At 69.2% G+C, this 24672-nt stretch carries 21 protein-coding genes; 14 read left to right on the forward strand and 7 right to left on the reverse strand.

Translation table 11 applies throughout. The annotated features are described in order from the left end of the window. Positions 1 to 22 precede the first annotated feature (22 nt). From G4D83_RS41320 to G4D83_RS41330, 3 genes are all read left to right on the forward strand, one after another. Positions 23 to 421: a hypothetical protein gene (locus G4D83_RS41320; protein WP_163870446.1), complete on the forward strand. Its 399-nt coding sequence runs from the start codon at positions 23 to 25 to the stop codon at positions 419 to 421. Positions 422 to 489: 68 nt separating this feature from the next. Continuing rightward, positions 490 to 993 (forward strand): hypothetical protein, encoded by a 504-nt coding sequence (locus G4D83_RS41325; RefSeq protein ID WP_163870447.1) that lies wholly within the window; start codon positions 490 to 492, stop codon positions 991 to 993. A gap of 51 nt (positions 994 to 1044) precedes the next feature. Further along, positions 1045 to 1473 (forward strand): hypothetical protein, encoded by a 429-nt coding sequence (locus G4D83_RS41330; RefSeq protein WP_163870448.1) that lies wholly within the window; start codon positions 1045 to 1047, stop codon positions 1471 to 1473. Between the two features lie 78 nt (positions 1474 to 1551). On the opposite strand, the gene G4D83_RS41335 is transcribed toward G4D83_RS41330, so the two are convergent. The 7 genes from G4D83_RS41335 to G4D83_RS41365 all read right to left on the reverse strand — a co-directional run bounded on the left by G4D83_RS41335 (position 1552) and on the right by G4D83_RS41365 (position 10897). Continuing rightward, the gene (locus G4D83_RS41335) at positions 1552 to 4017 is read right to left on the reverse strand and encodes an OPT family oligopeptide transporter (protein WP_163870449.1); all 2466 of its coding nucleotides are present in this window, start codon (positions 4015 to 4017) and stop codon (positions 1552 to 1554) included. A 159-nt stretch (positions 4018 to 4176) separates the two neighbouring features. After that, positions 4177 to 5064 carry an RNA polymerase factor sigma-32 gene (locus G4D83_RS41340; protein WP_163870450.1) on the reverse strand — a complete coding sequence of 296 codons (888 nt, stop codon included), beginning with the start codon at positions 5062 to 5064 and terminating at the stop codon, positions 4177 to 4179. Between the two features lie 456 nt (positions 5065 to 5520). Continuing rightward, positions 5521 to 7581 carry a transglutaminase TgpA family protein gene (locus tag G4D83_RS41345; RefSeq protein ID WP_176435875.1) on the reverse strand — a complete coding sequence of 687 codons (2061 nt, stop codon included), beginning with the start codon at positions 7579 to 7581 and terminating at the stop codon, positions 5521 to 5523. After that, on the reverse strand, positions 7578 to 8549 hold the full coding sequence (locus G4D83_RS41350) for a DUF58 domain-containing protein (RefSeq protein WP_163870452.1): 972 nt from the start codon (positions 8547 to 8549) through the stop codon (positions 7578 to 7580). The genes G4D83_RS41345 and G4D83_RS41350 overlap by 4 nt, the downstream gene beginning before the upstream one ends. After that, positions 8546 to 9529 (reverse strand): AAA family ATPase, encoded by a 984-nt coding sequence (locus G4D83_RS41355; RefSeq protein ID WP_163870453.1) that lies wholly within the window; start codon positions 9527 to 9529, stop codon positions 8546 to 8548. The genes G4D83_RS41350 and G4D83_RS41355 overlap by 4 nt, the downstream gene beginning before the upstream one ends. Before the next feature lie 85 nt (positions 9530 to 9614). Continuing rightward, on the reverse strand, positions 9615 to 9935 hold the full coding sequence (locus tag G4D83_RS41360; RefSeq protein WP_163870454.1) for an STAS domain-containing protein: 321 nt from the start codon (positions 9933 to 9935) through the stop codon (positions 9615 to 9617). A 224-nt stretch (positions 9936 to 10159) separates the two neighbouring features. Then, on the reverse strand, positions 10160 to 10897 hold the full coding sequence (locus G4D83_RS41365) for a lytic transglycosylase domain-containing protein (RefSeq protein ID WP_163870455.1): 738 nt from the start codon (positions 10895 to 10897) through the stop codon (positions 10160 to 10162). A 263-nt stretch (positions 10898 to 11160) separates the two neighbouring features. Here G4D83_RS41365 and G4D83_RS41370 point away from each other — a divergent pair, with 263 nt between their 5' ends. From G4D83_RS41370 to G4D83_RS41420, 11 genes are all read left to right on the forward strand, one after another. After that, complete coding sequence (locus G4D83_RS41370) at positions 11161 to 11319, forward strand: lmo0937 family membrane protein (protein ID WP_163870456.1); 159 nt, start codon at positions 11161 to 11163, stop codon at positions 11317 to 11319. Beyond that, the gene (locus G4D83_RS41375; RefSeq protein ID WP_163870457.1) at positions 11316 to 11882 is read left to right on the forward strand and encodes a hypothetical protein; all 567 of its coding nucleotides are present in this window, start codon (positions 11316 to 11318) and stop codon (positions 11880 to 11882) included. The genes G4D83_RS41370 and G4D83_RS41375 overlap by 4 nt, the downstream gene beginning before the upstream one ends. A 50-nt stretch (positions 11883 to 11932) precedes the next feature. Then, complete coding sequence (locus G4D83_RS41380; protein WP_163870458.1) at positions 11933 to 13009, forward strand: HupE/UreJ family protein; 1077 nt, start codon at positions 11933 to 11935, stop codon at positions 13007 to 13009. 58 nt (positions 13010 to 13067) lie between these two features. Next, positions 13068 to 13541 carry a hypothetical protein gene (locus tag G4D83_RS41385; RefSeq protein ID WP_163870459.1) on the forward strand — a complete coding sequence of 158 codons (474 nt, stop codon included), beginning with the start codon at positions 13068 to 13070 and terminating at the stop codon, positions 13539 to 13541. A gap of 65 nt (positions 13542 to 13606) precedes the next feature. Further along, positions 13607 to 14377: a hypothetical protein gene (locus tag G4D83_RS41390; RefSeq protein WP_163870460.1), complete on the forward strand. Its 771-nt coding sequence runs from the start codon at positions 13607 to 13609 to the stop codon at positions 14375 to 14377. A 147-nt stretch (positions 14378 to 14524) separates the two neighbouring features. After that, complete coding sequence (gene rplC / locus G4D83_RS41395; protein ID WP_163870461.1) at positions 14525 to 15199, forward strand: 50S ribosomal protein L3; 675 nt, start codon at positions 14525 to 14527, stop codon at positions 15197 to 15199. A 386-nt stretch (positions 15200 to 15585) separates the two neighbouring features. Beyond that, the gene (locus G4D83_RS41400; protein WP_163870462.1) at positions 15586 to 16407 is read left to right on the forward strand and encodes an outer membrane beta-barrel domain-containing protein; all 822 of its coding nucleotides are present in this window, start codon (positions 15586 to 15588) and stop codon (positions 16405 to 16407) included. Between the two features lie 15 nt (positions 16408 to 16422). Further along, entirely contained in the window at positions 16423 to 17676 is a 1254-nt protein-coding gene (locus tag G4D83_RS41405) for an outer membrane beta-barrel domain-containing protein (RefSeq protein ID WP_163870463.1), read from the forward strand. A 26-nt stretch (positions 17677 to 17702) separates the two neighbouring features. After that, on the forward strand, positions 17703 to 19244 hold the full coding sequence (locus tag G4D83_RS41410) for a tetratricopeptide repeat protein (RefSeq protein WP_163870464.1): 1542 nt from the start codon (positions 17703 to 17705) through the stop codon (positions 19242 to 19244). Between the two features lie 225 nt (positions 19245 to 19469). After that, on the forward strand, positions 19470 to 23129 hold the full coding sequence (locus G4D83_RS41415) for a tetratricopeptide repeat protein (RefSeq protein ID WP_163870465.1): 3660 nt from the start codon (positions 19470 to 19472) through the stop codon (positions 23127 to 23129). Further along, positions 23126 to 24670 (forward strand): tetratricopeptide repeat protein, encoded by a 1545-nt coding sequence (locus tag G4D83_RS41420; RefSeq protein ID WP_163870466.1) that lies wholly within the window; start codon positions 23126 to 23128, stop codon positions 24668 to 24670. Before G4D83_RS41415 ends, G4D83_RS41420 begins: the two co-directional genes overlap by 4 nt. The last annotated feature ends 2 nt before the right edge of the window (positions 24671 to 24672 follow it).

A 24672-nucleotide genomic window follows, 5' to 3' on the forward strand; every position in this document is an offset into this window, starting at 1 on the left:
CTCCCTTGAGCAAGGACTTCACATGCATGATGTCTTGAAGCACGGAGCCTCGGCTTTCTGTGTCGCGACGCTGTTGGCCGCACCCGCTGCCTTCGCTGGTTACCAGACCGAGTCCGCGAACTGCTACAAGAACGCGGATGGCTCCGGGCGGTGCCATGGCAGTCTCCTGGGCTTTCGCAATCACGCTGGCGCCAACACCCATGCGTCCTTCAACCGGGTGAGCAACGCCGCGCCGTACTTCTCCGCGGCCCTCACCTCGGGCGCGACGACGACGTACTTCAACTGCACGGCCGGTACGGCGACGGCGGCGCAGTGGAGCAAGGCCATGAACCACGGGGGCTTCTTCTCCATCTACTGGTCGGCCGCGGGTGAGTGCTATTCGCTGTTCCTGATCAACGGCAGCCAGTACTCGCATTTCTGATCCACTCCATGACAACCCAGGTGTTGCGTGGCTGGCTTCCAAGCCTGACCACAGCCGTGGGGTGCGCCGTGGGCTGCTGGCTCGCGGTGAGCCAGGCGCAGCAATCCCAGGCGCGGCGAATGGAGCAGCTCACCGACGAAGTGGGTTCGCTGCGCCGGGCGTTGGAGTCCAGCTCCCGCGCGACTGGCGCGAGCCCGGTGGGCACCGCCACCCTCCTGGCTCCGCGGGAGGGTCGTCTCTCCGTCGAGGACCAGGAGGCCATGGCCTTGCGAGTGGCCACCTTGCTCAAGGAGTCGGGAGGGCCCGTCGTGGGCTCCTACGAGCCGGAGGCTCCCGTTCCCACCGCGCCAGAGCCGTCCTCGGAGCAGCGCGAGGCCGTGGCGCGTGCGGGCACGATGGTGGACCGGGTGGTCTCAAGCGGGCGCATGACAGCCGAGGACGTTCTCGAGATTCGACGTGAACTCGTCCACCTCCGAGGTCGCCCCGAGGCGGACGCGCTCCGCAAGCAACTTGTCGTCGCCATCAATCAGGACCGGCTCATCCCCGCGCCGGGTTTCGATGGCTTGCCGTAGGTCTCGCTTCCCTTTGAGCAGTCGAACGTCGCACGGCTCAGGAGTCACGACATGAAACAACTCACTTTTTCCAGGCCCCTTCTCCGCGGGGTCCTGTTCCCTGGGGTCGCGCTCGCTGTCCTGGGGCTCGCTCCCGTCGCGTGGGGAGGACTCCAATCACAGACAGTCTTCTGCCAGAAGAACACGGATGGTTCGGGGCTCTGCTACGGCAACTTCGTCGCCTTCCGTGAGGACGCGACGTCGACCTCGTCCGCGTCCTTCCGTGAAGACCTGATGACCGGCACGCGCAGCTTCGACTCGTGGTCCACCCCGCCGGGCGGCACCAGCCCGGTTGTCTACACCTGCATCCCCAACGCCGCCGTCTCCGCGCTCTGGGAGCAGGCCCTGAGCAACCGGGGCTTCTTCCGGGTGAGCTGGGACGCGAGCGGCACCTGCGACTACCTCAGGCTCGTCAACAGCTCGCAGAGCACGAACTTCTAAGGTCGCGAGCCGCTTCGGATTTCAACGGTGACCGGAGGGACGGCGCTCCCAGCAGGGGAGCGCCGTCACCTCATGGGGCTACTTCCCGCTGGGCGGCGGTGACACCGCGGCGCTGGGGCCCTTGAGGGCGGAGCGCAGCAGGAACAACGTCAGGCCGCCGAAGAAGAGCAGGCCCCACAGGTTGGACCAGAGGGGGTGCGCCAGCTCGCTCTCGCCCACTGCGTTGAGGAAGCCACCGAAGGCGCCCTCGTGGCCGAACACGGCCGGCAGGTTGATGGCGCGCGAGCCCGCGCCGTCCGTGGCGATTTCGAGGAAGGCGATGAGCACGCCGGCAATCGAGCCACCGGCGATGTAGCCGGAGGAGAGCAGGGTACCCGGCGAGAAGTCGGACTCGCTGCCACCGCGCAGGCGGTCCACCAGGTAGCGCACCATGCCGCCGATGAAGAGCGGCGCGCTGCTGCTGATGGGCAGGTACACGCCCACCGCGAAGGGCAGCGAGGACACGCCGCACAACTCCAGCATCAGCGCGATGAAGACGCCCAGCAGCACCAGGTCCCACGGCAGCCGCTGCGTGAGGATGCCGTCGATGATGAGCGCGAAGAGCTGCGCCTTGGGCGCGGCGTAGCGGGTGAGGGCCTGCCCCTCGTAGGTGGTGATGCGGCCGCCGATGCCCGGGTCCACCACGTACTGGATGCTGCCGCTGTCATCGACCAGGTACTTGCCCGCGGGCACCGGGGTGTCCGCGCCGCGCACGTAGCCTTCCTTGAAGGTGCGCTGGGGGCCCTCGGTGATGGCGCCCAGCTCGGACACCTTCACCTGCGAGCCGCCCGTGGGGCTCAGCGTCACGCCGCTCACGTCCTGCGCGCTCACCTGCCGCCAGCTGTGCAGCGCCAGCGCGCCATCCTTGGAGGCCAGGTCATAGCCCTGCGCCCAGGCCGCCTTGCGCAGCGCGGCCTCGTCCAGTCCGCGCGACGTCATCGCCTGCGCGGACACGGCCCACGGGAAGGTGTACTGGGTGCGCGTCTCCTGGGTCATCTCGGTGACCTGCACGCCGGGGTGCGGCTCCGGAATCGTCACGGTGGCGCCCTTGTTCAGCGTCACCAGCACCAGGCCGATGAACATCGCGCTGGTGAGCACGCCGACGAAGAGGGCGATCTGCTGCTTCTTGGGCGTGCCGCCGACGAGGAAGGCTGTCTTCAAGTCCTGCGCGGTGGTGCCGCCGTTGGAAGCCGCGATGCCGACGATGGCCGCCGTGGTGAGGGCCATGAAGCGGTCCTGCGAGCTGGTCCACCCCGCCAGCAGATAGACGAGGCAGGTGACGAGCAGCGTGGCCACCACCATGCCGGAGATGGGGTTGGAGGAGCTGCCAATCTCACCCGTGATTCGCGCGCTCACCGTCACGAAGAAGAAGCCGAAGATGATGATGAGGACGGCGGAGATGAAGTTCACCTCCAGCGGCGGCGCCAGCCAGATGGCGAGCACCAGGGCCGCGCTGCCCACCAGCACCACGGTGATGGGGAGGTCCTGGTCCGTGCGAAGCAGCTGCGGCCCGCCACCGTGGCTGCGCGAGGCCTTGAGCGACTCCACGCCGCGCTTGAACGCGCCGATGATGGTGGGCAGCGAGCGGATGAGGCTGATGAGGCCGCCCGTCGCGACGGCGCCCGCGCCGATGTAGAGCACGTAGGCGTTGCGAATCTGGTCCGGGGACATGTCCCGGATGAGCTGCCCGTTGTGCACCAGGAGCGGCTGCTCCAACCCCGCGCCGAAGAAGGAGATGGCGGGGATGAGGATGAGGTAGCTCAGCACGCCACCGGCGAAGGTGATGGCCGCCACGCGCGGGCCGATGATGTAGCCCACGCCGAGCAGCTCCGGGCTGACCTCGGTGGACAGCGTGGCGCTCTTGAGGCCCTTGAGGGGCGTGCTGAGCACCTCGCGGAACAGCTTCATGCCGGAGTAGGCGAACTTGTAGATGCCGCCCACCAGGAAGCCGATGATGACCGTGCGCGCGTTGGTGCCGCCCTGCTCACCGACGATGAGCACGTCCGCGCTGGCCGTCCCCTCGGGGTAGGGCAGCTTGCCGTGCTCCTGGACGATGAGGCCCTGGCGCAGCGGAATCATCATCAGCACGCCGAGCACACCGCCCAGCGCCGCCACGAGGAAGGCGTGCGTCAGGCTGATGTCGTAGCCCAGGAGGAGCAGCGCGGGCAGCGCCGCGGCGACGCCGAAGGCCAGCGATTCACCCGCCGAGCCCGTCGTCTGGACGATGGTGTTCTCCAGGATGTTCGACTTGCCCACCGCCCGGAAGATGGCGATGGAGAGCACGGCCACCGGAATCGACGCGGACACCGTGAGGCCGACCTTGATGGCCAGGTACACGGACGAGGCGGCGAACACGATGCCCAGGAACGAGCCGAGCAACAGGGCTCGAATCGTCATCTCCGTGGGCGACTGGTCCGGTGGGACGTAGGGCGTGTGCTGGTGGAGCGACTGCATCTGAGCGATCGGGACGCGCTCGTCGACGACCGGCGGGGTACCGTGGGCCAAGCGAAAGGCTCCTTACGAGGGAATCGGGCCCCTTCTAGCAGGGCCCCGCCCGCGACGCGAAGGATGCCCCGCAAATGGCAAGCGCCCCCACCCCGAGTGGGTGGAGGCGCCTTTCGGGCCCGCGCTCCGGCGGGCCCGACCTGTCGCGTCAGGCAGGGGCTACTGCTGCATCGCCGCCGCGTCCGGATCCACCTCGGCCATCAGCGCCGCCAGCTCGGTCTTCAGCTTGTCCTTGGCGCGGATCTCCAGCTGACGGGCGCGCTCGCGGGAGAAGCCGAAGTGCTCGCCCAGCTCCTTGAGCGTCATCGGGCGCTCGTTCATCACGCGCTGTTCGATGATGAAGCGCTCGCGGGGGTCCAGCCGCATCAGCGCGGTGCGGACGCGGGCGTTGATGAGGCCCGCCTCTTCCTTGTCGGCGAACTCGTCATCCTGCGGCGCGGCGGCGCTGACCACGAAGTCCACGTGGCTGTTGCCACCGTCCTCGCCCATGGGCGCGTCCAGGGACAAGTCCCGGCCGCCCATGCGCTGCTCCATCTCCCGGACCTCGCCCGGCTTCACGTGCAGGCGGCGGGCAATCTCCTCCACGTTCACCACGGCCTCGCCGTTGCCAAACTTCTCCAGCTCGCGGCGCGTGCGCGCCAGGCTGAAGAACAGCTTCCGCTGCGCCTGCGTGGTGCCGAGCTTCACCAGCGACCAGCTCTTGAGGATGTAGTTCTGGATGTACGCGCGAATCCACCAGACCGCGTAGGAGATGAGGCGGATGCCCTTGTCCGGGTCGAACTTCTGCACGGCCTTCATCAGGCCGATGTTCCCCTCCTGGATGAGGTCCGACATCTTGATGCCGTAGGAGCGGTACTCGTAGGCGACCTTCACCACGAAGCGCAGGTTGGAGGTGACCAACCGGTGGCCCGCTGCCAGCTCACCGCGGATGAAGCTGCGCGCGAGTGCCTGCTCCTCCTCCACGGTGAGGAGGTTGTAGTGGTTGATCTCCGAGAGGTACATCGCCAGGGAGCCGGAGTTGGACGACTGCTCGGTGGACGCCTGCATGGATGGTTTCTCCCGACGTGGGGCCCCGCTGACGAGGCCGCTAGGTTTTCGGACCGCTTGACGACTGAACGAAGGCTGTCAGAGCAACCCCGGTGCCAGCGCGAGGTCCCACACCTTCCCCAATGTCTGCGGGGGGTTGGCGGACGCGGCGCTCATGTACAAAGAAGGAGGGCTGTAACGGTTACGGCCGACCTGGGAACTCGCCGCGACTTCACGGCTGTAGAATGTGCCCCTCTGTGCACGACATGCCTCCCGCGAGGAGCGTCCGGGTTCTTCACCCGGGACGCGGAGCGAGCATGGGGCCCCCGGCAACCAGGCAAGGGAGCCCCTGGCGACAAGGCCGCGTGGGCCGCTGTCGTCTTCCCGTGGAGAACGGCTAACGACGGCGCGGGATGCTGTCCGGGGGCATTTTCCGCGCGCGCAGGGACGCCCGGGGGGCATCCGGGCACGCGAGCTTCAGGACGCGCGAGCCCGGGGCTCCGACGCCGCGGCGCGCGCCCGCTGGGCCTCGAGCCGCACGTGCGCCGTGACGGCGCGCTGGAGCGCGCGAATCAACTGCTCCGCTTCGCCCTGGCGCAGGGGACGCCCACCGAAGCGGGCCTCCAGATAACGCCGGGTGACGGGAGCCAGCGCGGGTGCCAGGGGATGTCCCTCGCGCGCCAGCCGCGCGTCCAGGTCCTCGAGCGTCTCGCCCTCGGCTCGGAACAATCGCGCGGGGAGGAGTATCGCTTCCACCAGGTCGACGAAGCGCGTGGCCTCATGCGGGCGGGGGCGCCCCGCCAGCCGCGTCACCAGCCGCCACGCGGCGTAGACGACCATGCCCGCGAGCAGGGCGGCGCCCCAGGCGCGCGGCGGAGGCAGGCGGCTTCGCTCCGTGTTCTCGGAGCCCTTCGGTGGCCGCACCAGGGCGCGCGCCACGTCCACCTGGTCGCGGAAGGAGTAGTCGACGACGGAGTTGCGCCACCGCGACTCCAACGCTTCGTACAGACCCAGCAGCCGCTGGAGCAGCCGCGAGCCCTGGCTGGTGCGGTGGGCAGGAGGTGTGGCGTCCACGGTGACGAAGCCCCGCTCGGGCACCAGCACGTGCGTCCACGCGTGCGCGTCGCCAGCCCGCAGGATGTAGCCTTCATTGACGCGCTCGCCGCCGAAGAAGCCCGTGGCCAGCCGGGCGCGGATGCCCTGGGTGCGCAGCATCAGCGTGAGCGCGGTGGCGAAGTGCTCGCAGTGGCCGGCCTTCCGCTCGAAGAGGAAGTCCGCCAGCGGGTCCTCGCGTTCGCCACTCAGCTCCAGCGTGTACGCGTGCTCGCGCTGGAGCCACGCGGCCAGCTTCTGCGCCGCGGCCAGGGGCTCGCGCTCGCCGTTGAGCACGCGCGCCGCCGTCTGGGAGACGCGGGGGTCCAACGCCTCTGGCAGCGCGAGCAGCGCGTCCTGCTCCACCGAGGGCAGGCGCCGGAAGGTGTCGCCGCTGCCGCCCGGCGGGAGGCTGTAGGCCTCGTAGGCATAGGAGAGGCCTGCTTCGAGAAAGCGCGCCTCGCCGCCGGCCAGTTCCTGGAGGAAGGTGCGCCGGCTGCCGGTGCTGCCGTTGGCCACCGCGTTGCCCAGCCGCGACGGCGTCTCCAGGGCGATGAGCGTGCGGCCGCCATAGGCGGGCAACAGCTCCACACGCTGATGGATGAGGTTGTCGCCGCCCGGGCGCAGCGTGAGGAGCGGCTCGCGCTCGCGGCGCACGCCGCCCGCGTTCGTCCACTCAAGTCCGTCGAAGATGTCGTAGGTGCGGCCCACCCAGTAGGAGTTGAGTGCGTCCACCCCGGGGTCCGGGCTCAACGTCGCGCGCAGGACGATGCGAGGGTTGTCCTTGATGGTCCCCGCGCCGCCCAGCCGCACGGTGTTGGAGAAGCCCGTCGTCGCGGGGCCCAGTCCCGGCGCGGCGCGCGGGCCCGTCATGTTCCAATTCAGCCGGGGGAAGAGGATGAAGAAGGCCATGGCCCCGGCCACCGCGAAGGTGACGCCCGTCGCCAGGGGACGGAGCACCGCGCGCACCGGTACGGGCTCGCCCTCCGGCACGGCGGCCTCCACCACGCCCAGCGCCATGGCAACGCTGGCCAGCACGCCGAAGGCCACCAGGAACAGGCCGTAGACGAGCTCGCCCGACAGGGCCGCGCCACCCGCCACCATCAACAGGCCGGACAGGTGCACCTGTCCATCCGTGGCGGCGTCCGGCGCTGACAGGAGCCGGTGCGCGGAGATGAGGCCCGCGAAGGCACACGCGGCGACCACGAGGTTGAGGGCGCCGGAGGTGACATTCACCGCCAGCACCGCCGCCACGCCCAGCAGCAGCAGCGCCGTGAGCTTCGCGCGCCTGGCGAACAGGCGCTTGCCCGCGAGCGCCGCCACCAGCGCGACGCCATAGAGGCCCAGCGTCCACAGCGGGAGCTGACCGGACACGGCCATCGACGCGAAGGCGCAGCCGGAGGCCACGTCCCGCAGCACCAGTCGCAGCCGCGCGCCCTTCGTCATGCCGCCTCCTCTTCTTCCTCGCGAGCGCCCTCGAAGCCCAGCCACGCCAGGGCTCGGAGGATGCGCTTCTCCTGCGCGGAGCCCGCCCCCGAGCGAAGCCGTCGGTCGGAGGTGTTGAGCCCCACCTCATGGCCCTCGTCGAGCAGCCGGTGCGCCAGCGCGGCCACTTCCTCGCATCGCCGCTCCAACGCTTCGTCCGCGAGCCCCGCCTCCACGGTGAGCACCCACGTGCGGCGCTCCTCGCGCTCACGCTCCACGCGCAGGAGCTTCCCCGTCGACGCGCTCTTGAGCCAGTGGATGCGGCGCGCGTCCTCACCCTCGGCCAGCTCCCGGAGGCCCGTCACGTCGCCGCTGCCGTCGTTGCGGCGGGGGTTGCCCGAGTCACCCACGGGCCCGCGCTCCGCGTCCCCGGGTTCCTGACACGCATAGGTGCGCTTGGGATAGATGAGCAGCAGTCCCTCCAGTGGAAGCACGCGCGTCTTGGCGAACAGGCCCAGGGGCCACGTCGTGGTGACACTCACGCCTGTCAGCCGCAGGGGGCCCCGGCGCGGCGCGATGAGGTTGGCCCGCACCACGTGCTCCACGTTCGCCGGCAGGTAGCCCACGCCGCCCCCGCCCGTCAGAGGAGAGTCCGCCTCCGAGAAGGTGAGGGCGAAGGCATGGCCCTGCTTGCGGGACACGGCCCAGCGGAAGGCGAAGGGCTCCCCGGCGAAGGCCGCGTCCGTGCCCACGCGCCGCACGGAGATGTCCCGGATGCACCGCTCCGACAGCACGCCGGACACCACCACCATGCTCAAGAGCAGGCCCAGCAGCAGGTACAGCAGGTTGTTGCCGGTGTTGAGCGCGCCCAGGCCCACGCCAAACGTCACCACCAGATACGTGCGGCCAATGCGCGTCACCTTGAGGGTGCGCGGCGGCCGCAGCCAGGCGCGAAGGCGCGCCCAGCGTTGCTTCAGGCGGGGCTTCACCGCGGCGCCGGCACCTTTCGGGTCAACTCCTCCAGGAGGTGCGCCGCCTCGTCGCGCGCGGCCACGCCCTGCACGGCGCTGCGCAGAAGCACGCGGTGCGCCCAGCACGGCACCAGCACCGCCCGCACGTCCCCGGGCGTCACGAAGTCACGCGCCTCCCACAAGGCCTGCGTCCGGGCCGCCGCGCCCAGCGCCAGCACCGCGCGCGTGGAGGCGCCTCGCTCGATATCGCCGTGCTCTCGCGTCGCCCGAGCCAGCCGCACCACGTAGTCGGCCACCGTGCCGTCCAGCCGCAGCTCCGCGGCGAGCGTCCGCAGCGTGTCCACCTCCTCGGGGCTGGACACCGTCTGCACGGCATCCAGGGGCGGCGCGCGTCCCCGGGTGGCCAAGAGCTTCGCCTCCACGTCTGGAGCGGGGTGCCCCAGGGACAGGCGCAGCATGAAGCGGTCCAGCTGGGAGTCCGGCAGGGGATAGGTGCCGGAGAAGTCCACCGGGTTCTGGGTGGCCACCACGGTGAAGGGCGAGGGCAGCGCGTGCGTGCTCCCGTCCAGCGACACCTGGCCCTGCGCCATGGCCTCCAGCAGCGCGGACTGCGTGCGGGGCGGGGCGCGGTTCAGCTCGTCCGCGAGCACCAACTGGCGGAAGAGGGGCCCGGGACGGAACTGGAAGGTGGCCGTCTGGGCGTGGAATATCTGGGCGCCGAGGATGTCGGCCGGCATCAGGTCCGCGGTGAACTGGACCCGCGCGAAGCTCAGCCCGCACGCCCGGGCCAGGGCCTCCGCCAGCGTCGTCTTGCCGACACCTGGCACGTCCTCCAGCAACAGGTGTCCACCGGCGACCAGGCACGTCGCGACCAGGCGGGCCTGGGCTTCCTTGCCCTGGACGGCGCGGCCGAGCTCGGCGGCGATGCGCTCCATCGCCGTGCGCGCGGTTGCGGGGGAAGGTGCGGCGGTGGAGAGAACGCGGGCGGGCTGGTTCATCTGCCCGCCACTCTAGCCGACTCCCCCGGGGGCCAGCACGCCAGACTCCAGGGCACCCCGCCGAGGCGCCCGCTCCCTCGTCACCTCAGAGGGAGAGCACGTCCTCGGGCGTGTAGTAGGGGCGGTGGGCGACGACGCTGGCGCCCACCCCGAAGTAGCGGAACATCCGCTCGTGATGCGTGGCCAGCCCCTGCAGCTTCACCGAGTTCGCCATGTTCCGCGTCAATACGCCCACCGCGCTGTCCTTGAACTCGCGCAGATGGGTGAAGTCCAGCACCACCTCACAGCCCTTCAAGGCGTCCAGCGACAGCTGGACCTCGTGGGCCGTCTTCCCGTCCAGAACCCCTTCCAAACGCAGGGTGATGTGACCTGCGACGTCCTCGCGGTGGATCTGCAAACCCGCCATTGCTGTGCTCTCCCGTGGATGGTGTGTGCGCGCCGTGCCAAAGTCTTGGGCACGGCGGCAGGAGCACATTCCGGGCCACTGTCACACCCGGAAAACCCATGGAAAATCCATGGGGTGCACTGCCCGGCGCGAACACTGCCTCGGGTGGGGCAGGAATTTCAGCCCCGGATTCGTAACTTTGACGCGACTGTCCTGTGCCGGGCGCCCTGGGTGTCGTCTGGCGATCAACCCTGGCGATCAATCGTCTTCTGTTGGTCGACCAGGGTGAGCTGACGCTCCTGGTAGGCCTTCAGCTTGCGGAACTCCTTCACCACCTTGGTGGGGTAGCCCGCCATGAACTTCGTGCGCGACTCCTTCTTCGCGAGGATTCGCCGGGCCAGTCCGGGACCCGCGTTGTAGGCGACCAGGGCCTTCTCCACGGAGCCGAAGCGCTCGATGAGGTCCGCCAGGTACGCGGTGCCCAGCGCCACGTTCGTCTCCGCGTCGAACAGGTTGGTGCTGCGGCCCAGCCGGTAGCCGGCCTTGTCCGCCAGCCACGTCCCCGTGTCCGGCATCACCTGCATCAGCCCCATGGCGCCCACGTGGGACACCGCGTAGTTGTTGAAGGAGCTCTCGCACTTGATGACCGCCACCACCAGCAGCGGGTCCACGTTGTTGCGCTGGGCCTCGCGGACGATGGCCACCGACAGCCGGCGCTGCTGGTGCACCGGCAGGCCCGATGCCTTCACCAGCTCCACCACGCCCAGCCGCTCCGCCTCCGCGTGCAGCGCCTCGTCCTCGTACGCCTGGAGCTTCGCCAGCGCCGCCCGCAGCTCCAGCTCCCGCTGCTCCAGCCGGGTGCGCAGCTGCGTCACCTCCGCCGGCTCACCCTGGGGACCCGAGGGCACCTGCACCGGAAACGCCTGAGCACCCGCACCCACCAACATCGCAGCCGTCGTCACCGCCACCGTCCAACCCCTCATCCCACCCTCCCCAGTTCGTTCGACTCCGACGGGGAGACACCCAAGCAGGCGCCGTGCCAGCGCCCTCGGCGGGGGTTGCAGGCCTCTATCTCCTTTAGATCTCTTGGAACTCCGACTGACTCATGGGCCGCGCGGCTTCTCACGGGTCGGAAAAAATGCCCGGAGAGGGAACTTTGCTTCCTGTGAAAAGCACATGGGTTGCCTGGGGGCTTTCGCGTTCCTAGCTTGCGCCAGTCCGGCTAGGGGACGAGGGGAGGTGTCGCGTGTACTGGACGATAGGGATGATCCTGATGGTGCTGTGGGGGCTGGGCCTGACGGCGGGTTCCACCGAGGGGTACTGGGTGCACCTGTTCATGGTCTTCGCGCTGTTCGCCTTCGTGATGGGCGTGGTGTCGCGGGGCCGGCGGACGGCGCTGTCATGAGTGGCTCGGGCCTGGAGGCGGAGGGCGTGGAGCTGCCTCGGGACACCGCGGGCTTCACGCGCCGCGAGTGTCCCAGTTGCATGCGCCCCTTCAAGACGCGGCCAGGCCCGCATGACGCCCGCGCGCTGTTGCACAAGCTCCAGGCCTTCTTCGCGCTGGAGAACGCGCACGAAGGCGAGGAGGGGCTGCCCGTGTGGCGCTGCCCCTACTGCGGCCATCGCGCGGAGGCGGACGGCTTCCTCACCCCCGCGCAGCAGACGCATCTGGAGGCGGTGGCGCGCGCGTGGGCGAACCACGTCCGCTACGAGCAGCTCGCGCACGTCTCGCGCACGCTGTCGCTCAACCCCCGGCCGACCTTCGTCGCGGTGGCGCCGGAGTCGCTGCCGGGGCCCATGGAGCCGGAGCCGGACGAGCTGCTGCGCGTGATTCCCATGCTGTGCTGCGGTGAGGACGTGAAGCTGCTCTGGGAGTGGGATCAGCTCATCTTCTGTTCCCGCTGTGGCGCCCGGCATGGGGGCTTGAGCGGTCGGCAGCAGATCCAACTGGAGGTCATCCCGGAATAGCCCTGGGGGGCTGTGGACGCGAGCCGCCCGGGACGGCAGGCTCGCGCGCCATGACGAAGTTCCCCTGGAGAGGACTGCTCGCGGGCCTGTGGCTGCTGTCGAGCGCCGCCTCCGCCCACGACGCCGACATCCTCTACACGCAGGTGCGCCGCGCCGGGCCCGCCGAGGCCGAGGTGCGCCAGGTCGTCACGCTCACCGCCAGCACGCTGGGCCTGCTCGTCCCCGCGGACGCGGACGGGGATGGGACGGTGTCCCAGGCGGATCTCGACGCCCGCCGTCCCGCGCTCGAGGTCGGCGTGTGGGACGCGATGCCGCTCACCGCTGGCGGCCAGCCCTGCACACGCACCTCCCACACCGCGTTGCTCCGCCAGACGTTCGTGGAGCTGTCCGCCACCTTCACCTGTCCGAAGGGGGCGCTCCAGCAGCGCTACACCGTGCTGTCGGTGCTGCCCGCCGGCTATCGCGTCATCCTGGGCAGCGCGGTGGACGGGGAGCTGCCCGGGGCGCTCTTCGCGGACGCCACGCAGCCCTCGCTCGCCATTCCCGGAGCGGGGGAGGGGACGTCGTCGGCCGTGAGCGGCTTCGTCGGCTGGGTGGGGCTGGGCCTGCGCCACATCTTCGAGGGCGTGGATCATCTCGCCTTCCTGCTGGCGGTGCTGTTGGTGGGGGGCGGGCTCAAGCGGGTGCTGCTCCTGGTGACGTCCTTCACGGTGGCGCACTCGCTCACGCTGGGGGCCACCGCGCTTGGCTGGATAGTCCTCGACGAGGGCCGGGTGCGCTGGGTGGAGGCCGCCATCGCCGCGTCCATCATCTACGTGGCGGCGGAGAACCTGGTGCTGAAGGAGCACCGCCACCGCGCGCTCATCACCTTCCTCTTCGGGCTGGTGCACGGCTTCGGCTTCGCGAGCGTGCTGGCGGGCTATGGCCTGGGAGACTCGGTGGTGAAGGGGCTGCTCGGCTTCAACCTGGGCGTGGAGCTGGGGCAGGCGATTGTCGTGGTGGTGTTGCTGCCGCCGCTGCGCATGCTCCAGCGCAGGCCCGGGCTGCACCGGGGGGCGGTGCGAGTGTTGTCCGTGTGCATCCTCGCGGCTGGTGGTTACTGGATGGTCGAGCGCGCACTCGGTTGAATCCGGAGACACCCATCCCTACGTTGGGCTCGAAGTGGGTAGGGATCGGGGGACGTAGATGGGTGCGAGGCATACCCGGCTGGCCGCGGCACTGGCGGCCGCGTGGGAGGCGGAGGTCGTCTCCGCCCGGCGGATGACGATGCTCGCCGAGCGGATCATGGATGCGAGGGTCCGCGCGAGGCTGATGGTGCTCGCCGCCTTCTGCCGAGCGCACGCCTCGCGGTTGCTCGCGCGACTGGCGGCGCTGGGACGGGGGCCCCTGCCGGTGCCCCCAGAGGAGATTGAACTGGACGCGGACACGCTCAAGGAGCTGCGGCGGGAGGGCGCCTTCGCCCGAGCCTCCGCCGCGCGCTACGAGACGACCGCGGAGCTGGCCCGGCAGCAGGCGGACCTGTCCTCCGCGTGGGTCTGCGAGCTCAACCGCACCGAGGAGCAGGATCGCGCCCGGGAGCTGCTCGCCCTGGCCGAAGGACCCCTGGCCGCGACCACCATGGCCAGCTCCACCGCCGCCGCCGCGCCCGCCGACTCCTGAAAACGAGCGTCGGGCGCTCGCTCTCCCGGTGACAGTCCCGGCTTTTTGGGCGTAGAAATCCGCCCATGGCGAAGGAGAGCTACGACGATCTCATCTTTCAGCTCGGCGACCTCGCCCGGGACAGACTCCCGGGCAAGCCGAACTGCCCCCGCTCCATGGACCGCGTCTACAAGGCGGAGGAGGCGGTGGTGGCGCGCCGTGACGAACTGGCGGCGTTCGAGCAGGAGATGAACGACGAGGACGCCACCTATCAGGCGTTCCTCGACGAGCAGGAAGCGGAGAAGGTCGGCCTCCAGGCCTCCGTCCGCAAGTGGAAGAAGGCGGTGGATGCCATCGACGGCAAGGTGAAGGACCTGCGCAAGACGCTCGCCACCAAGCGCGCGGAGCTGCGCTACGCCGCCGATGGCCTCCTCAAGCTGGAGGCGAAGATCTCCGACATGGAGCTGACGCGGCAGGACGTCTCCCGCATCGACGTCGCTCGCACCAACCTCAAGAAGAACCGACTGACGCAGATGCGGCTCGGCCGGGAGGTCGAGGATCTGGACGAGCGGCTGTCCACCGCCCTCACCCCGGAGCCCGGGCAGCCCGGCTCTGCCGGCATCCTGGCCCACAAGCGCCTGCTGGAGATGGAGGACGAGGCCGAGGTCCGGCTGGCCGAGCACGACCGGCGCATGGCGGAAGTGGATCAATCCATCGCCACGTTGGAGGAACAGGTGAAGGCCGCCGAGGATTATCTGGATCAAGCGCTGTTCCTGTTGGGCGAGGACGTGTACGCTCAGCGAATCGCTGACGCGCAGCTCGCCGCCTTCTACCCAAGGCTTGATCGCGCTCAGTGAGGCGCTCCCCCGCCCGTAGTGCTTGACGTGGGGGGTATGTCTGCTACATTGCGCCGCTTCTCGGGGACCGCAGTGTAGTTTGCGGGCCAGATCATTGATTTTATTGGGTTTTTCCGCGCCTACGCGCGCTGGCAGTGTGAGGACGACGTGAAGGGTCTGATTGGCAAGAAAATCGGGATGACCCAGGTGTTCAATGACGAGGGCAACCTCGTTCCCGTGACGGTCATCGACGTGAGCACCTGCCAGGTCGTGGGCAAGCGTACCCCGGAGAAGGATCAGTACTCCGCGGTCACCCTGGGCTTTGGTGAGATTCGCGAGAAGATTCTGAACAAGTGCGAGCGGGGCTTCTTCAAGAAGGCCAACGTCCCGTATCGCCGCCACGTGAAGGAGTTCCGCGTCACGGTGGAGGAGTCCACCTCCTTCAACGTCGGCGACGCCGTCAAGGCGGACCTCTTCTCCAAGGGCCAGCTCGTGGACGTCACGGGCGTGACCAAGGGTCGTGGCTTCTCCGGCGTCATGCGCCGCTGGAGCTTCAAGGGTTCGCAGACCAAGACGCACGGTACGCACGAGTATCAGCGTCACCCGGGCGCCATCGGACAGCGCAAGACGCCGGGCCGCGTCTACCCCAACAAGAAGATGCCGGGTCACTACGGCGTGGAGCAGGTCACCACGCAGAACCTGACCGTCGTCGAAGTGGACCTGGAGAAGGGCCTCGTGCTGGTCAAGGGCGCCGTCCCCGGCCACAACAACGCCATCGTCTTCCTGCGCCCCAGCATCAAGGTGGCGATGCGCGAGCAGCACAAGGCCGCGCGCCGCGGTTGATCCGCTGCTGAGCGTCTTCTCCTGAAGCGCTCCTGACGCCCCGCTTCCGGGCCCGACTCGTCGGGCATCCGGGCGGGGCGTTTTCTTTTGCGGGTTTCGCTGGAGCCGGGGTGGGCACGGGTGTGCCCCCGGTGGGAAGCCGTGGCCCGTGTCGTGCCCGGGCGTGGGCGTTTGGGCGCCCTGAAACGTTGACCGGTGGGCGGCGCGGCTGCCCAGGGGTGAAAATAATTCCGCCTCGTGGCCCGAATGCCTTGTCGTGAGTGGAAGCCGTGCGCACATGGATGCGCCACGAAGGGACCTGGCGTCGGGTGACGCAGGCGCCCTGGATGGGGGAGGCTTTGGACTCCCGCACACGGCGGCCCATCCCCTTGGGCCGGGCAGGAACCATGAACGCACGCACGCTTCGCGTCTTCGCTGCACTGCTGGTCTGGCTGGCGGCCACTGGGGCCGCCGCGCAGGATGACGAGGCCGTCCTCGACAACGTCGTCGTCCGCAATCGGCTGTACGAGCCCGGTGGCCACCTGGAGGTGTCGTTGGGGGTGGGGTTGCCCGTCCAGTCGAACCTGACGGCGCACTACTTCTTCACCGCGGGCGTCGCCTACAACCTCTTCAACACCTTCGCCGTGGAGGCGCGCGCGGGCTATGCGGCCAGCCGCCACACGGGCCTGGCGCGCTCCATCTCCGAGAGCTTCCTGGCGCGCGAGGACAAGCGCGTCACCGACGAGCTCGAGGACCTCTGGGAGATGAACCTCCACGGCGTCGCGGGCATCCGCTGGGCGCCCATCTACGGAAAGCTGAGCCTGGTGTCCGACCTGCCGGCGCACTTCCAGGCGTACGTCTGGGCGGGAGGTGGCGTGGGCAGCTTCCAGCGCAACTCCGTCATCCAGTGCTCGCAGGTGGTGGACCGGGAGCTGGGCGTCTGTGACAACCGCACCTCGCTGGAGGACCGCGGCTCCGCGTCGGAGAACTACTGGGTGCGCGAGACGCGCGTGGCGCCGGTGGTGTCCGCGGCGGTGGGCTTCCGCTTCTTCATCCTCGACAAGCACGGCGTGCGGCTGGAGCTGCGCGACTGGGTGTTCCGCGACAACTACCGCGTGAATCTGGTGCGCGACGACTGGGAGGCGGGGCGGGTGACGGGTGACGTCGCCTCCAGTCCCGGCCTCACGCACCTGGTGCAGTTCGACCTCGGCTACACCTTCTCCTTCTAGGGACTCCTGAAAACCATGCGACCGATTCTGTCCCTCGCGCTCCTCGTCGCGGCGGCGGCCCAGGCCGCCCCACCGCGCTTCCCGCCGTCCGCCGTCGTGCTCGCCCAGGCGGAAGAGGCTCCGTCCGTGCCCGGGCCGGGCGCGGAGACGTCCGTGCCTCCGCCGCCCGCGCGGCCCCCGGAGCCGAAGCCGGAGGTGCCTCGCGCGCCGACGTCGCGTCCGGAGCCCACCGTCCCCACTGAGGCCGCCAAGGCGCCGAGGGTGGAGCCCGCGCTCGCGCCCATGGATGACGCGCAGGACGAGCAGCCCGTGGTGTCCGAGCCCGTGCCCGAGCGCGACGTGGACGCGCCAGTGACGCCGGACGACGCGCCGGTGCTGGCCTCCTCGGACGAGGCGCCGCGCACCACGGACGTGCAGGAGCAGCGATTGGTGAATGGCGCGCCGCTCTACAACCCGAACGTGTCGCTGCACATCGTCCAGAAGAAGCGCTTCGCGGACGAGAGCAAGCACGAGTTGGCGCTGTACCCGGCCGTCGTCCAGGTGAACGGCAAGTACACCAACCACGCGGGCACGGCGCTGCACTACAGCTATCACCTGCAGGAGAACTTCGCGGTCCAGGTGACGGGCCAGTACAACTGGCACACCAACGAGAGCGACTTCAACCTGGAGCTCATCGACAAGGTGCGCGAGCAGGCGCAGGCGGCCTCGTCGCTGCTGCTCGTCTGGGGCGCGCAGGCGGGCGTGGAGGTGACGCCGCTGTACGGGAAGTTCGCGTTCCTCGACGACAAGCTGGCGCAGTTCAGCCTGGTGCTGAGCGGCGGCGCGGGCGTGGGCTCCACGAGGCACCTCATCCGTCCCGAAGTGGCCAACGAAGTCGACGGGCAGCGTTACAACGTCCCGGCGCGCTTCGGTGGCACCGGCAACAAGTTCCTGGGCTCGGTGGGCGGCGGGTTCCGCCTCCAGTTCGGCGAGTCGTACGCGCTGCGCCTGGAGGTGAGGGACCTCATCTACACGGCGCGCGTGGACAAGGTGGACGGCTGCAACCTGGCGGACTTCGAGCAACTGGAGGCCGCGCGCGCCAGCGGCCAGGAGTTCGGCTCGCTGCCACTCAGTAGCAGTTGCAAATACGAGAAGTTCGACGGCGTGGACCCGAAGACGAAGAAGAACTACCGCGAGGACATCATCCTCGGCCGGGATTTGGTGGCCGAGCCGTCCTCCGACGTCCTCAACAACATCAGCTTCTACGCAGGCTTCTCGTTCCTCTTCTGATTGCGCCCATGAAGGCACGACTCGCCATGAAACGACTGCTCCACATCCTCGTCGTCCTGGCGCCGTTCGCGGTGGCCGCCCAGCAGGACTCGGGTGGCTACAACCGCGCGCTGGCGGCCTTCAACGCGGGGGACTACGACACCGCCGCGCCGCTCTTCTTCCAGGCCTCGGAGTCCGGCGGTGACGCGGACACGCAGGGCAAGGCGGAGTTCTACCTCGCGCAGTCCCTTGCGAAGAAGGGCCTGCCCGTCTCCGCGTTCATCTCCTACGCGGCCATCGTCAACGCCGGGCCCTCGCACCCCTCGTACCTCAAGGCGGTGGAGGGGCTGGTGGACATGCAGCAGCAACTGGATGAGCAGAACCTCATCCCCAGCATCCTCAACCAGGCGTACTCGGAGGAGGTGCGGGACAAGTGGGTGACGCTGCCCAAGGAAGTCCTCGCCCGCATCAACTACCTGGTGGGCACGGTGAGCCAGCGCCGCATGCGCTTCGAGGAGGCGCGCTCGCTGCTGGAGGCGGTGCCCAAGGACAGCCGCGTTTACGCGAAGGCGCGCTACCTGCTGGGCGTGGTGCTCGCGGACCCGCGCTTCCCGGGGCGTCCCGGCGAGGGCGAGACGCTGGACAAGGAGGCGCTGGCCGCTTTCAACGCGTCGCTGTCGGCGAACGAGCCGCAGGTGGAGCTGAAGGCGACGCAGCACCTGGCCCTCATCGGCCTGGGCCGGCTGCACTACCGCCGCGGCGAGTACGCGGAGGCCACCGTCGCCTACGAGAAGGTGCCTCGGTATACGCGCTACTGGGACCAGGCCCTCTTCGAGAACGGCTTCGCGCGCTTCCAGAACGAGGACTTCGGTGGATCGCTCGGCAGTCTCCAGGCGCTGCACGCGCCGCAGTTCGCCGGAGCCTTCCAGCCCGAGTCGTGGATCCTCAAGTCGACCGTCTATTACTACTCGTGCCTCTACGACGAGGTGAAGACGACGCTGGCGGCCTTCGACGAGCTGTATGGCCCCATGGCCAAGCAGCTGGAGCCCTTCACCGCCGAGGACAGCGACCTGGTGCAGGCCTACAACCTGGTGGCCGCGGAGAACCGCCGGCTGCCGCGCCCCGTCTACCTGTGGCTGCGCAACAACGAGCGCATCCGCGAGGTGATGCGCGTGCTGGCGAAGCTGGACGAGGAGAAGAAGGAGTTGAGCGGCGGCGCCTGGCGCGGAACGCCCCTGGCGAAACAGACGGTGGCCTCGCTCGAGGACGTGCGCGGCACGCTGCTCCAGGTGGGCGGCACGCTGGCGCGCAGCCGCATCCGCGAGGCGGCGGACAACCTGCGGACCTTCTCCGACCAGGCCGAAATCATCCGCGTGCAGACGGCGCTGGACGAGAAGGACCTGCTCCAGGCGGGCGTGGACCAGAAGGCGCTGCTCACGCGCCAGTCGCTCTACCGGCCGAAGATGCCGGGCGCGGCGTGGAACTACTGGAAGTTCCAGGGCGAGTTCTGGATCGACGAGATTGGTTACTACCAGTACACGCTGAAGCGCGGCTGCCCGGCGAAGACAGCCGAGCAACAAACGCCGTGACGCCATGGGCCACGGCTGCCCAGACATCGTCCACGAGGGGACCTCCTTGGCGCACATCAGGTGCCGAGGTGGTCCCCTTCGTCGTTGTCGGGAGCGTGAACCCTGTCGCAAGAGGCGTTCCACACCACTTCTCATTCGTGGAGTGCGCGTCTACTTTCGTTCGTCCCTCGTGCCCGGGCGAACGGCTGCTCGGTGGTCGGGGCGGCTTCACAGTCGGGAGCTCGCATGAAGGTGGTGCTTCGTTTCGGTGCGCTGGCGGTGGGCGTTGCGCTCGCTACTGGCGGCGGGGTGGGAGAGGCGGCGGAAGCGCCAGCGCGCAAGGCGGTGAAGAAGCCCGCGGCGACGTCGGCGTCGAAGACCTCTGGTGCGGCGGACAAGGGCAAGAAGGGCGCCCAGGCGAAGAAGGCGGAGGCGGCGAAGGAGGCCCCGCCGCCCGGCGTCGCGCCGGAGGACGTGCGGCGCGGGCCGGCGCGCGTGAAGCCCGCCACGGCGAAGTTCGCCGACATCCCCCGCATCGCGGATTCGCGGAAGAATGCGCTGGCGGACAAGAAGCGCGACGAGGCGATTGAGGCCTTCAAGCGCCTCATCCCCAAGCTCCAGGACGGCAACCCGCAGAAGGCGGAGATGCTCTACCGCCTGTCGGAGTTGTACTGGGAGAAGTCCAAGTACCTCTACCAACTGGAGATGGACCGCTTCCTCGCGGAGGAGAAGAAGTTCGACGCGGCGCAGGCGCGGGGCGAGAAGGGCGAGGCCCCCAAGCAGGACCATCGCGAGAGCGAGCGCTACCGCACGGAGACGATGGGCATCTACGAGGACATCCTCCGCGGCTATCCGCAGTACCCGCAGCGCGACGAGGTCCTCTTCTCCATGGGCTACAACCTCTATGAGCTGGGCCGGCGCGACGACGCCGTGGCCCGCTACGAGGAGCTCATCAAGGACTTCCCCCGCTCGCAGTTCGTGCCGGACGCGTACATCCAGCTCGGCAACCACTACTTCGAGTCGAACAAGCTCATCCCCGCCAAGGTCAACTACGAGAAGGCCCGCGACTCCGGGGTGCCCAAGATCTACGGCTACGCCGTCTACAAGCTGTCCTGGTGCGACTACAACACCGGTGACTACGACGCGGGCCTGAAGAAGCTGCACGAGGTGGTGGACTACGCCGCGAAGCAGCCGGAGCTCGGCGACCTGCGCACCGAGGCGCTCAACGACTTGACGGTCTTCTACGTCCAGTTGGATCAGCCCAAGCAGGCCATCTCCTACTTCCGCGAGAAGGCGCCGGCGAAGCGCCAGGGCCGCCTCATCGCGAAGACGGCGGCGGGCCTGGTGGACGCGGGTCACTTCGACAGCGCGATCCTGCTCTATCGCACGCTCGTCGACGACGAGCCCATGGGCGTCAGCGCGCCCGAGTACCAGCAGGCCGTCGTCCGCGCCTTCGAGGGTCTCCGCCAGCGGCAGCAGGTCCGCAAGGAGATGAAGCGGATGGTGGACCTCTACAGCCCGGGTGGCGAGTGGTGGAAGGCCAACGAGGGCAAGGCCCCCGTGCTGCGCAACGCCTTCAACGTCACGGAAGAGGCGATGCGGGTGATGGTGACGGAGTACCACCAGGAGGCGCAGAGGACGCGCCAGGTGGAGACGTACCGGCTCGCGCGCGACATCTACAAGCAGTACGTGGACGCGTTCGCCTCCAGCTCCAACCCGGAGTTCGTGGCGGACTCCGCCTTCAACCTCCGCTTCTTCTACGCGGAGATTCTCTGGGCGCTCGAGGAGTGGCAGGCCGCCGCCGCCGAGTACGACGCGGTGGTGGCGTTCAAGATTCCGGACCGCGACTCCGCGCGCGAGGTCTCCAGCGAGAGCTACCGCAAGAGCGCTTCGTTCAACGCCATCCTCGCCTACGACAAGCTGGTGAAGATCGAGCGCGGTCAGCTCGCGAAGAGCGACCTCAAGGACGGCCAGAAGGTCGACGAGAAGAAGGACAAGGGCGACGTCGCGCGGCAGAAGATCGTCAAGCGCGACGCGAAGGAGAAGGAAGAGGAGTCGCTCACGAAGTTCGAGGAGCGGCTGGTCGCCGCGTGCGACACGTACGTGAAGCTTTATCCGGACACGCAGGACGAAATCGACCTGCGCTACCAGGCGGCCGTCATCCTCTACGACCGCAGCCACTTCGTGGACGCGGCGCGCCGCTTCGGCGAAATCATCGAGAAGTTCCCCGAGGAGCGGCGCTCGCGTGACGCCGCGGACCTCACCATGTACGTGCTGGAGAGCCGCCAGGAGTGGCTGGAGCTGGCCACGCTGTCGCGCAAGTTCCTCGACAACAAGAAGCTGTCCAAGCCCGGCTCCGACTTCGCGATTCGCGTGGGCCGCGTCGTCGAGGGCAGCCACTACAAGTGGGTGGACGAGGTCGTCTACAAGCAGGAGAAGAACCCGAAGAAGGCCGCCGAGGAGTTCCTCAAGTTCGTGAAGGAGTTCCCCAAGTCGGAGAACGCCGACCGCGCGCTCGTCTACGCCATGTCCATCGCCCAGGAGGCGGGCGAGCTGGACCGCGGCATCGAGGCGGGTGAGCGCGTCCTGGCCGAGTACCCGCGCAGCCCCTTCGAGCTGAAGGCGCGCTACACGCTGGCGGGCCTCTACGAGAAGGTCGCCGACTACCGCAAGGCCGCGACGCTGGCCGAGTCCTTCGTCGCCCAGTACGACGCCGCGCTCAAGGCTGGCGAGGCCGAGGGCAAGAAGGCGAAGGACGCGCGCGCGAAGACGACGGCGAAGAAGAGCGACACTCCGGGAGGCGAGGAGGACGCTGACTCGCGTCGCTCGCAGAAGGCCGCCGAGCGCAAGGCGTTGGTGGCCGAAGCGGGGGCCTGGGTGGCGGATGCCCAGTTCAACGCGGGCGTGTGGTGGGAGGGCGCTGGCGAGGCGCAGAAGGCCGTTGCCGCCTACAACGCCTACGTGGCCCGCTTCAAGGAGCGCAAGGACGTGGCGCAGGTGGCCTACTCGGCCGCGCTCGTCTGGGAGAAGGAGCGCAAGTGGAGCGAGGCGGCCCGTGCGTTCGGCACCTTCGCGGACGGCTACGGACGGGACTCGCGTGCGACGCCCGCGCAGCTCTACCTGGCGCGCTACCACGAGCTGCTCGCGTGGCAGCAGCTCAAGAACGCGCGGGAGCAGGAGCGCGTGCAGGCGGAGCTGGTGCGTGCGTATGGTCGGTTGCCCGAGGCGGTGCGCAAGGAGGACGCGACGCTCAACGCGTACGCCCACGCGCGCTTCCTGGCGCTGGAGCCCTCGTGGAAGCGCTACTCGGACATCCGCTTCACGCGGGTGAGCACCATCCGCCGGGATTTGACGGCCAAGCAGCGCGAAATCCAGCGCATCGAGAAGGAGTACCTCGCGGTGCTGTCCACCGGCTCGGGTGAGTGGGGCATCGCCGCACTGACGCGCATCGGCCTGGCGTACGCGGACTTCGCTCGCAACATCATGGACTCGCCGGACCCGACGGGGCTCGACGAGGACCAGCTCGGCATGTACCGCTCGGAGCTGGAGAACCTGGCGCTGCCGCTGGAGGACAAGGCCAACGAGGCGCTGGAGAAGGCGCTGGAGAAGTCCTACGAGCTGGGGCTCTACGGCCCGTGGACACTGGCCGCGCAGGACCAGGTGAACCGCTTCCACCCGGGCGCCTACGCGCAGGTGAAGCAGGTGGGCTACCGCGGCGGCGACTCGCTCGTGGCGGCTGAACTCGCCAAGGAACCGGGAGGTCCCGGGGGCGCCACCGCTACGCCGGCGCCGAACCCGGAGCAGCCCGCCGCGCCCGCCGAGCCCCAGGACGGCGCTCCGAAGCCGCCCGCCTCGGACGACAGAACGCAGGCACCCACGGCCGCGGTGCTGGAGGTGCGGCCATGACTCGCGACACTTCGAAGATCTCCACGGGAAAGATGCCGATGAAATGGTTCCGTTCGTTCGTCGTCGGCTCGCTGGCCTTCACCGCCGGCTGCGCGACGGGTCCTCAGCAGAAACCCTCCGCGATGCCGGAGACGCAGGCGCCCTCCGCGTCCGCGGCCTCGGCGACGCCCTCCAAGCCCGCGCCGACGGAGACCAACGCCACTGACACGTTCGCGCAGGCCATCCAGGCGTATGAAGCTGGAGACCTGGACACCGCTCGTCAGGGCTTCGAGAAGGTGCTGGCGAAGTCGCCGCAGAGCCTCAACTCGCAGTTCAACCTGGGTGTCATCGCCGAGCGCCAGGGCCGCGTGGACGACGCGCGCGGCGCCTACGAGAAGGTGCTGCTGCTGGAGCCGGCGCATACGCCCTCGGTGGTGAACCTGGCCAACGTCTACCGCGCGCAGGAGCGGGGCGATGACGCGATTGCCCTCTTCGAGAAGGCGCTGAAGACGCCGGGCCGCGCGCATGACGCCGCGCTGCTCAATGGCCTGTCCGCGACGTACCGGCAGTTGGGCAAGCTGGACGAGTCCGAGGCCACCGCGCGCAAGGTGCTGGAGCGCAACAAGGACAACCCCGGCGCGTACAAGAACCTGGCCTACGTGGCCTACGCGCGCGAGAAGTACCGTCAGGCGGAGCTGCTGGTGGGCACCGCGCGCAAGCACTCGGAGAAGGACCCGTCCCTCTACAACCTGCTGGGCATGGTCTACCTGAAGCTCGATGAGCGGCCGCGCGCGCTCGCGCAGTTCCAGAAGGCCGTGTCGCTCGACGAGAAGTACGCGCCGGGCTACCTCAACCTCGGCGCGCTGGCGCTCAGCTACCGCGATTATGCCGGTGCCGAGAAGGCCTTCGCCCGCGCGCTCGAACTGGAGCCGGACTCCACCGAGGCGCACCTGTCGCTGGCCTGGGCGCTGGACGGACAGAAGGGGCGCGACTCCAAGAAGGGCATCGCGGCCGGCGAGGCCTTCGAGAAGGTGCTGGCCAAACGCGCGGAGCTGCCCGAGGCCGTGTGTGGCGCGGGCTGGGCCTTCGCCGCGGATCGCGCGGGCTGGGAGCGCGCCGTGGCCTTCCTGGACCGCTGCAAGACGTTGGAGTCCACCACTGAACAAGAGCGGCAGATGATCACCGCCAAGGTCACGGGCCTGCAGAACATGCTCAAGGCCCCACCTCCCGAGGCCGCCACCGCGGGCGCGGAAGGCGAGAAGAAGGACGAAGCCACCGGCGGTGCGGGCTCCATGCTGAACCAACTCCCGCAGGACGCGAACGCGCCGCAGGAGGCCGCCCCCAACGAAGGCGCGCCCGTGGAGGAGGGCTCCGAGTCCGCCGAGGGCACGCCGGCCGAGCCCGCGGGCACCGAGCCCGCCGCACCCGCTGGCACCGTGCCCGCGGAGGCCGCGCAGCCGGGCGGTGAGGGCACGGGTGCGCCTGCTCCGGCGCCGGTGCCTGCTCCCCAGGGGGCGAGCGCTCCGGCGCGGCAGGGCACGGCTCCCGCGCCCACGAAGTAGGA

The sequence above is a fragment of the Myxococcus eversor genome (assembly GCF_010894455.1).
Taxonomy (GTDB): domain Bacteria; phylum Myxococcota; class Myxococcia; order Myxococcales; family Myxococcaceae; genus Myxococcus; species Myxococcus eversor.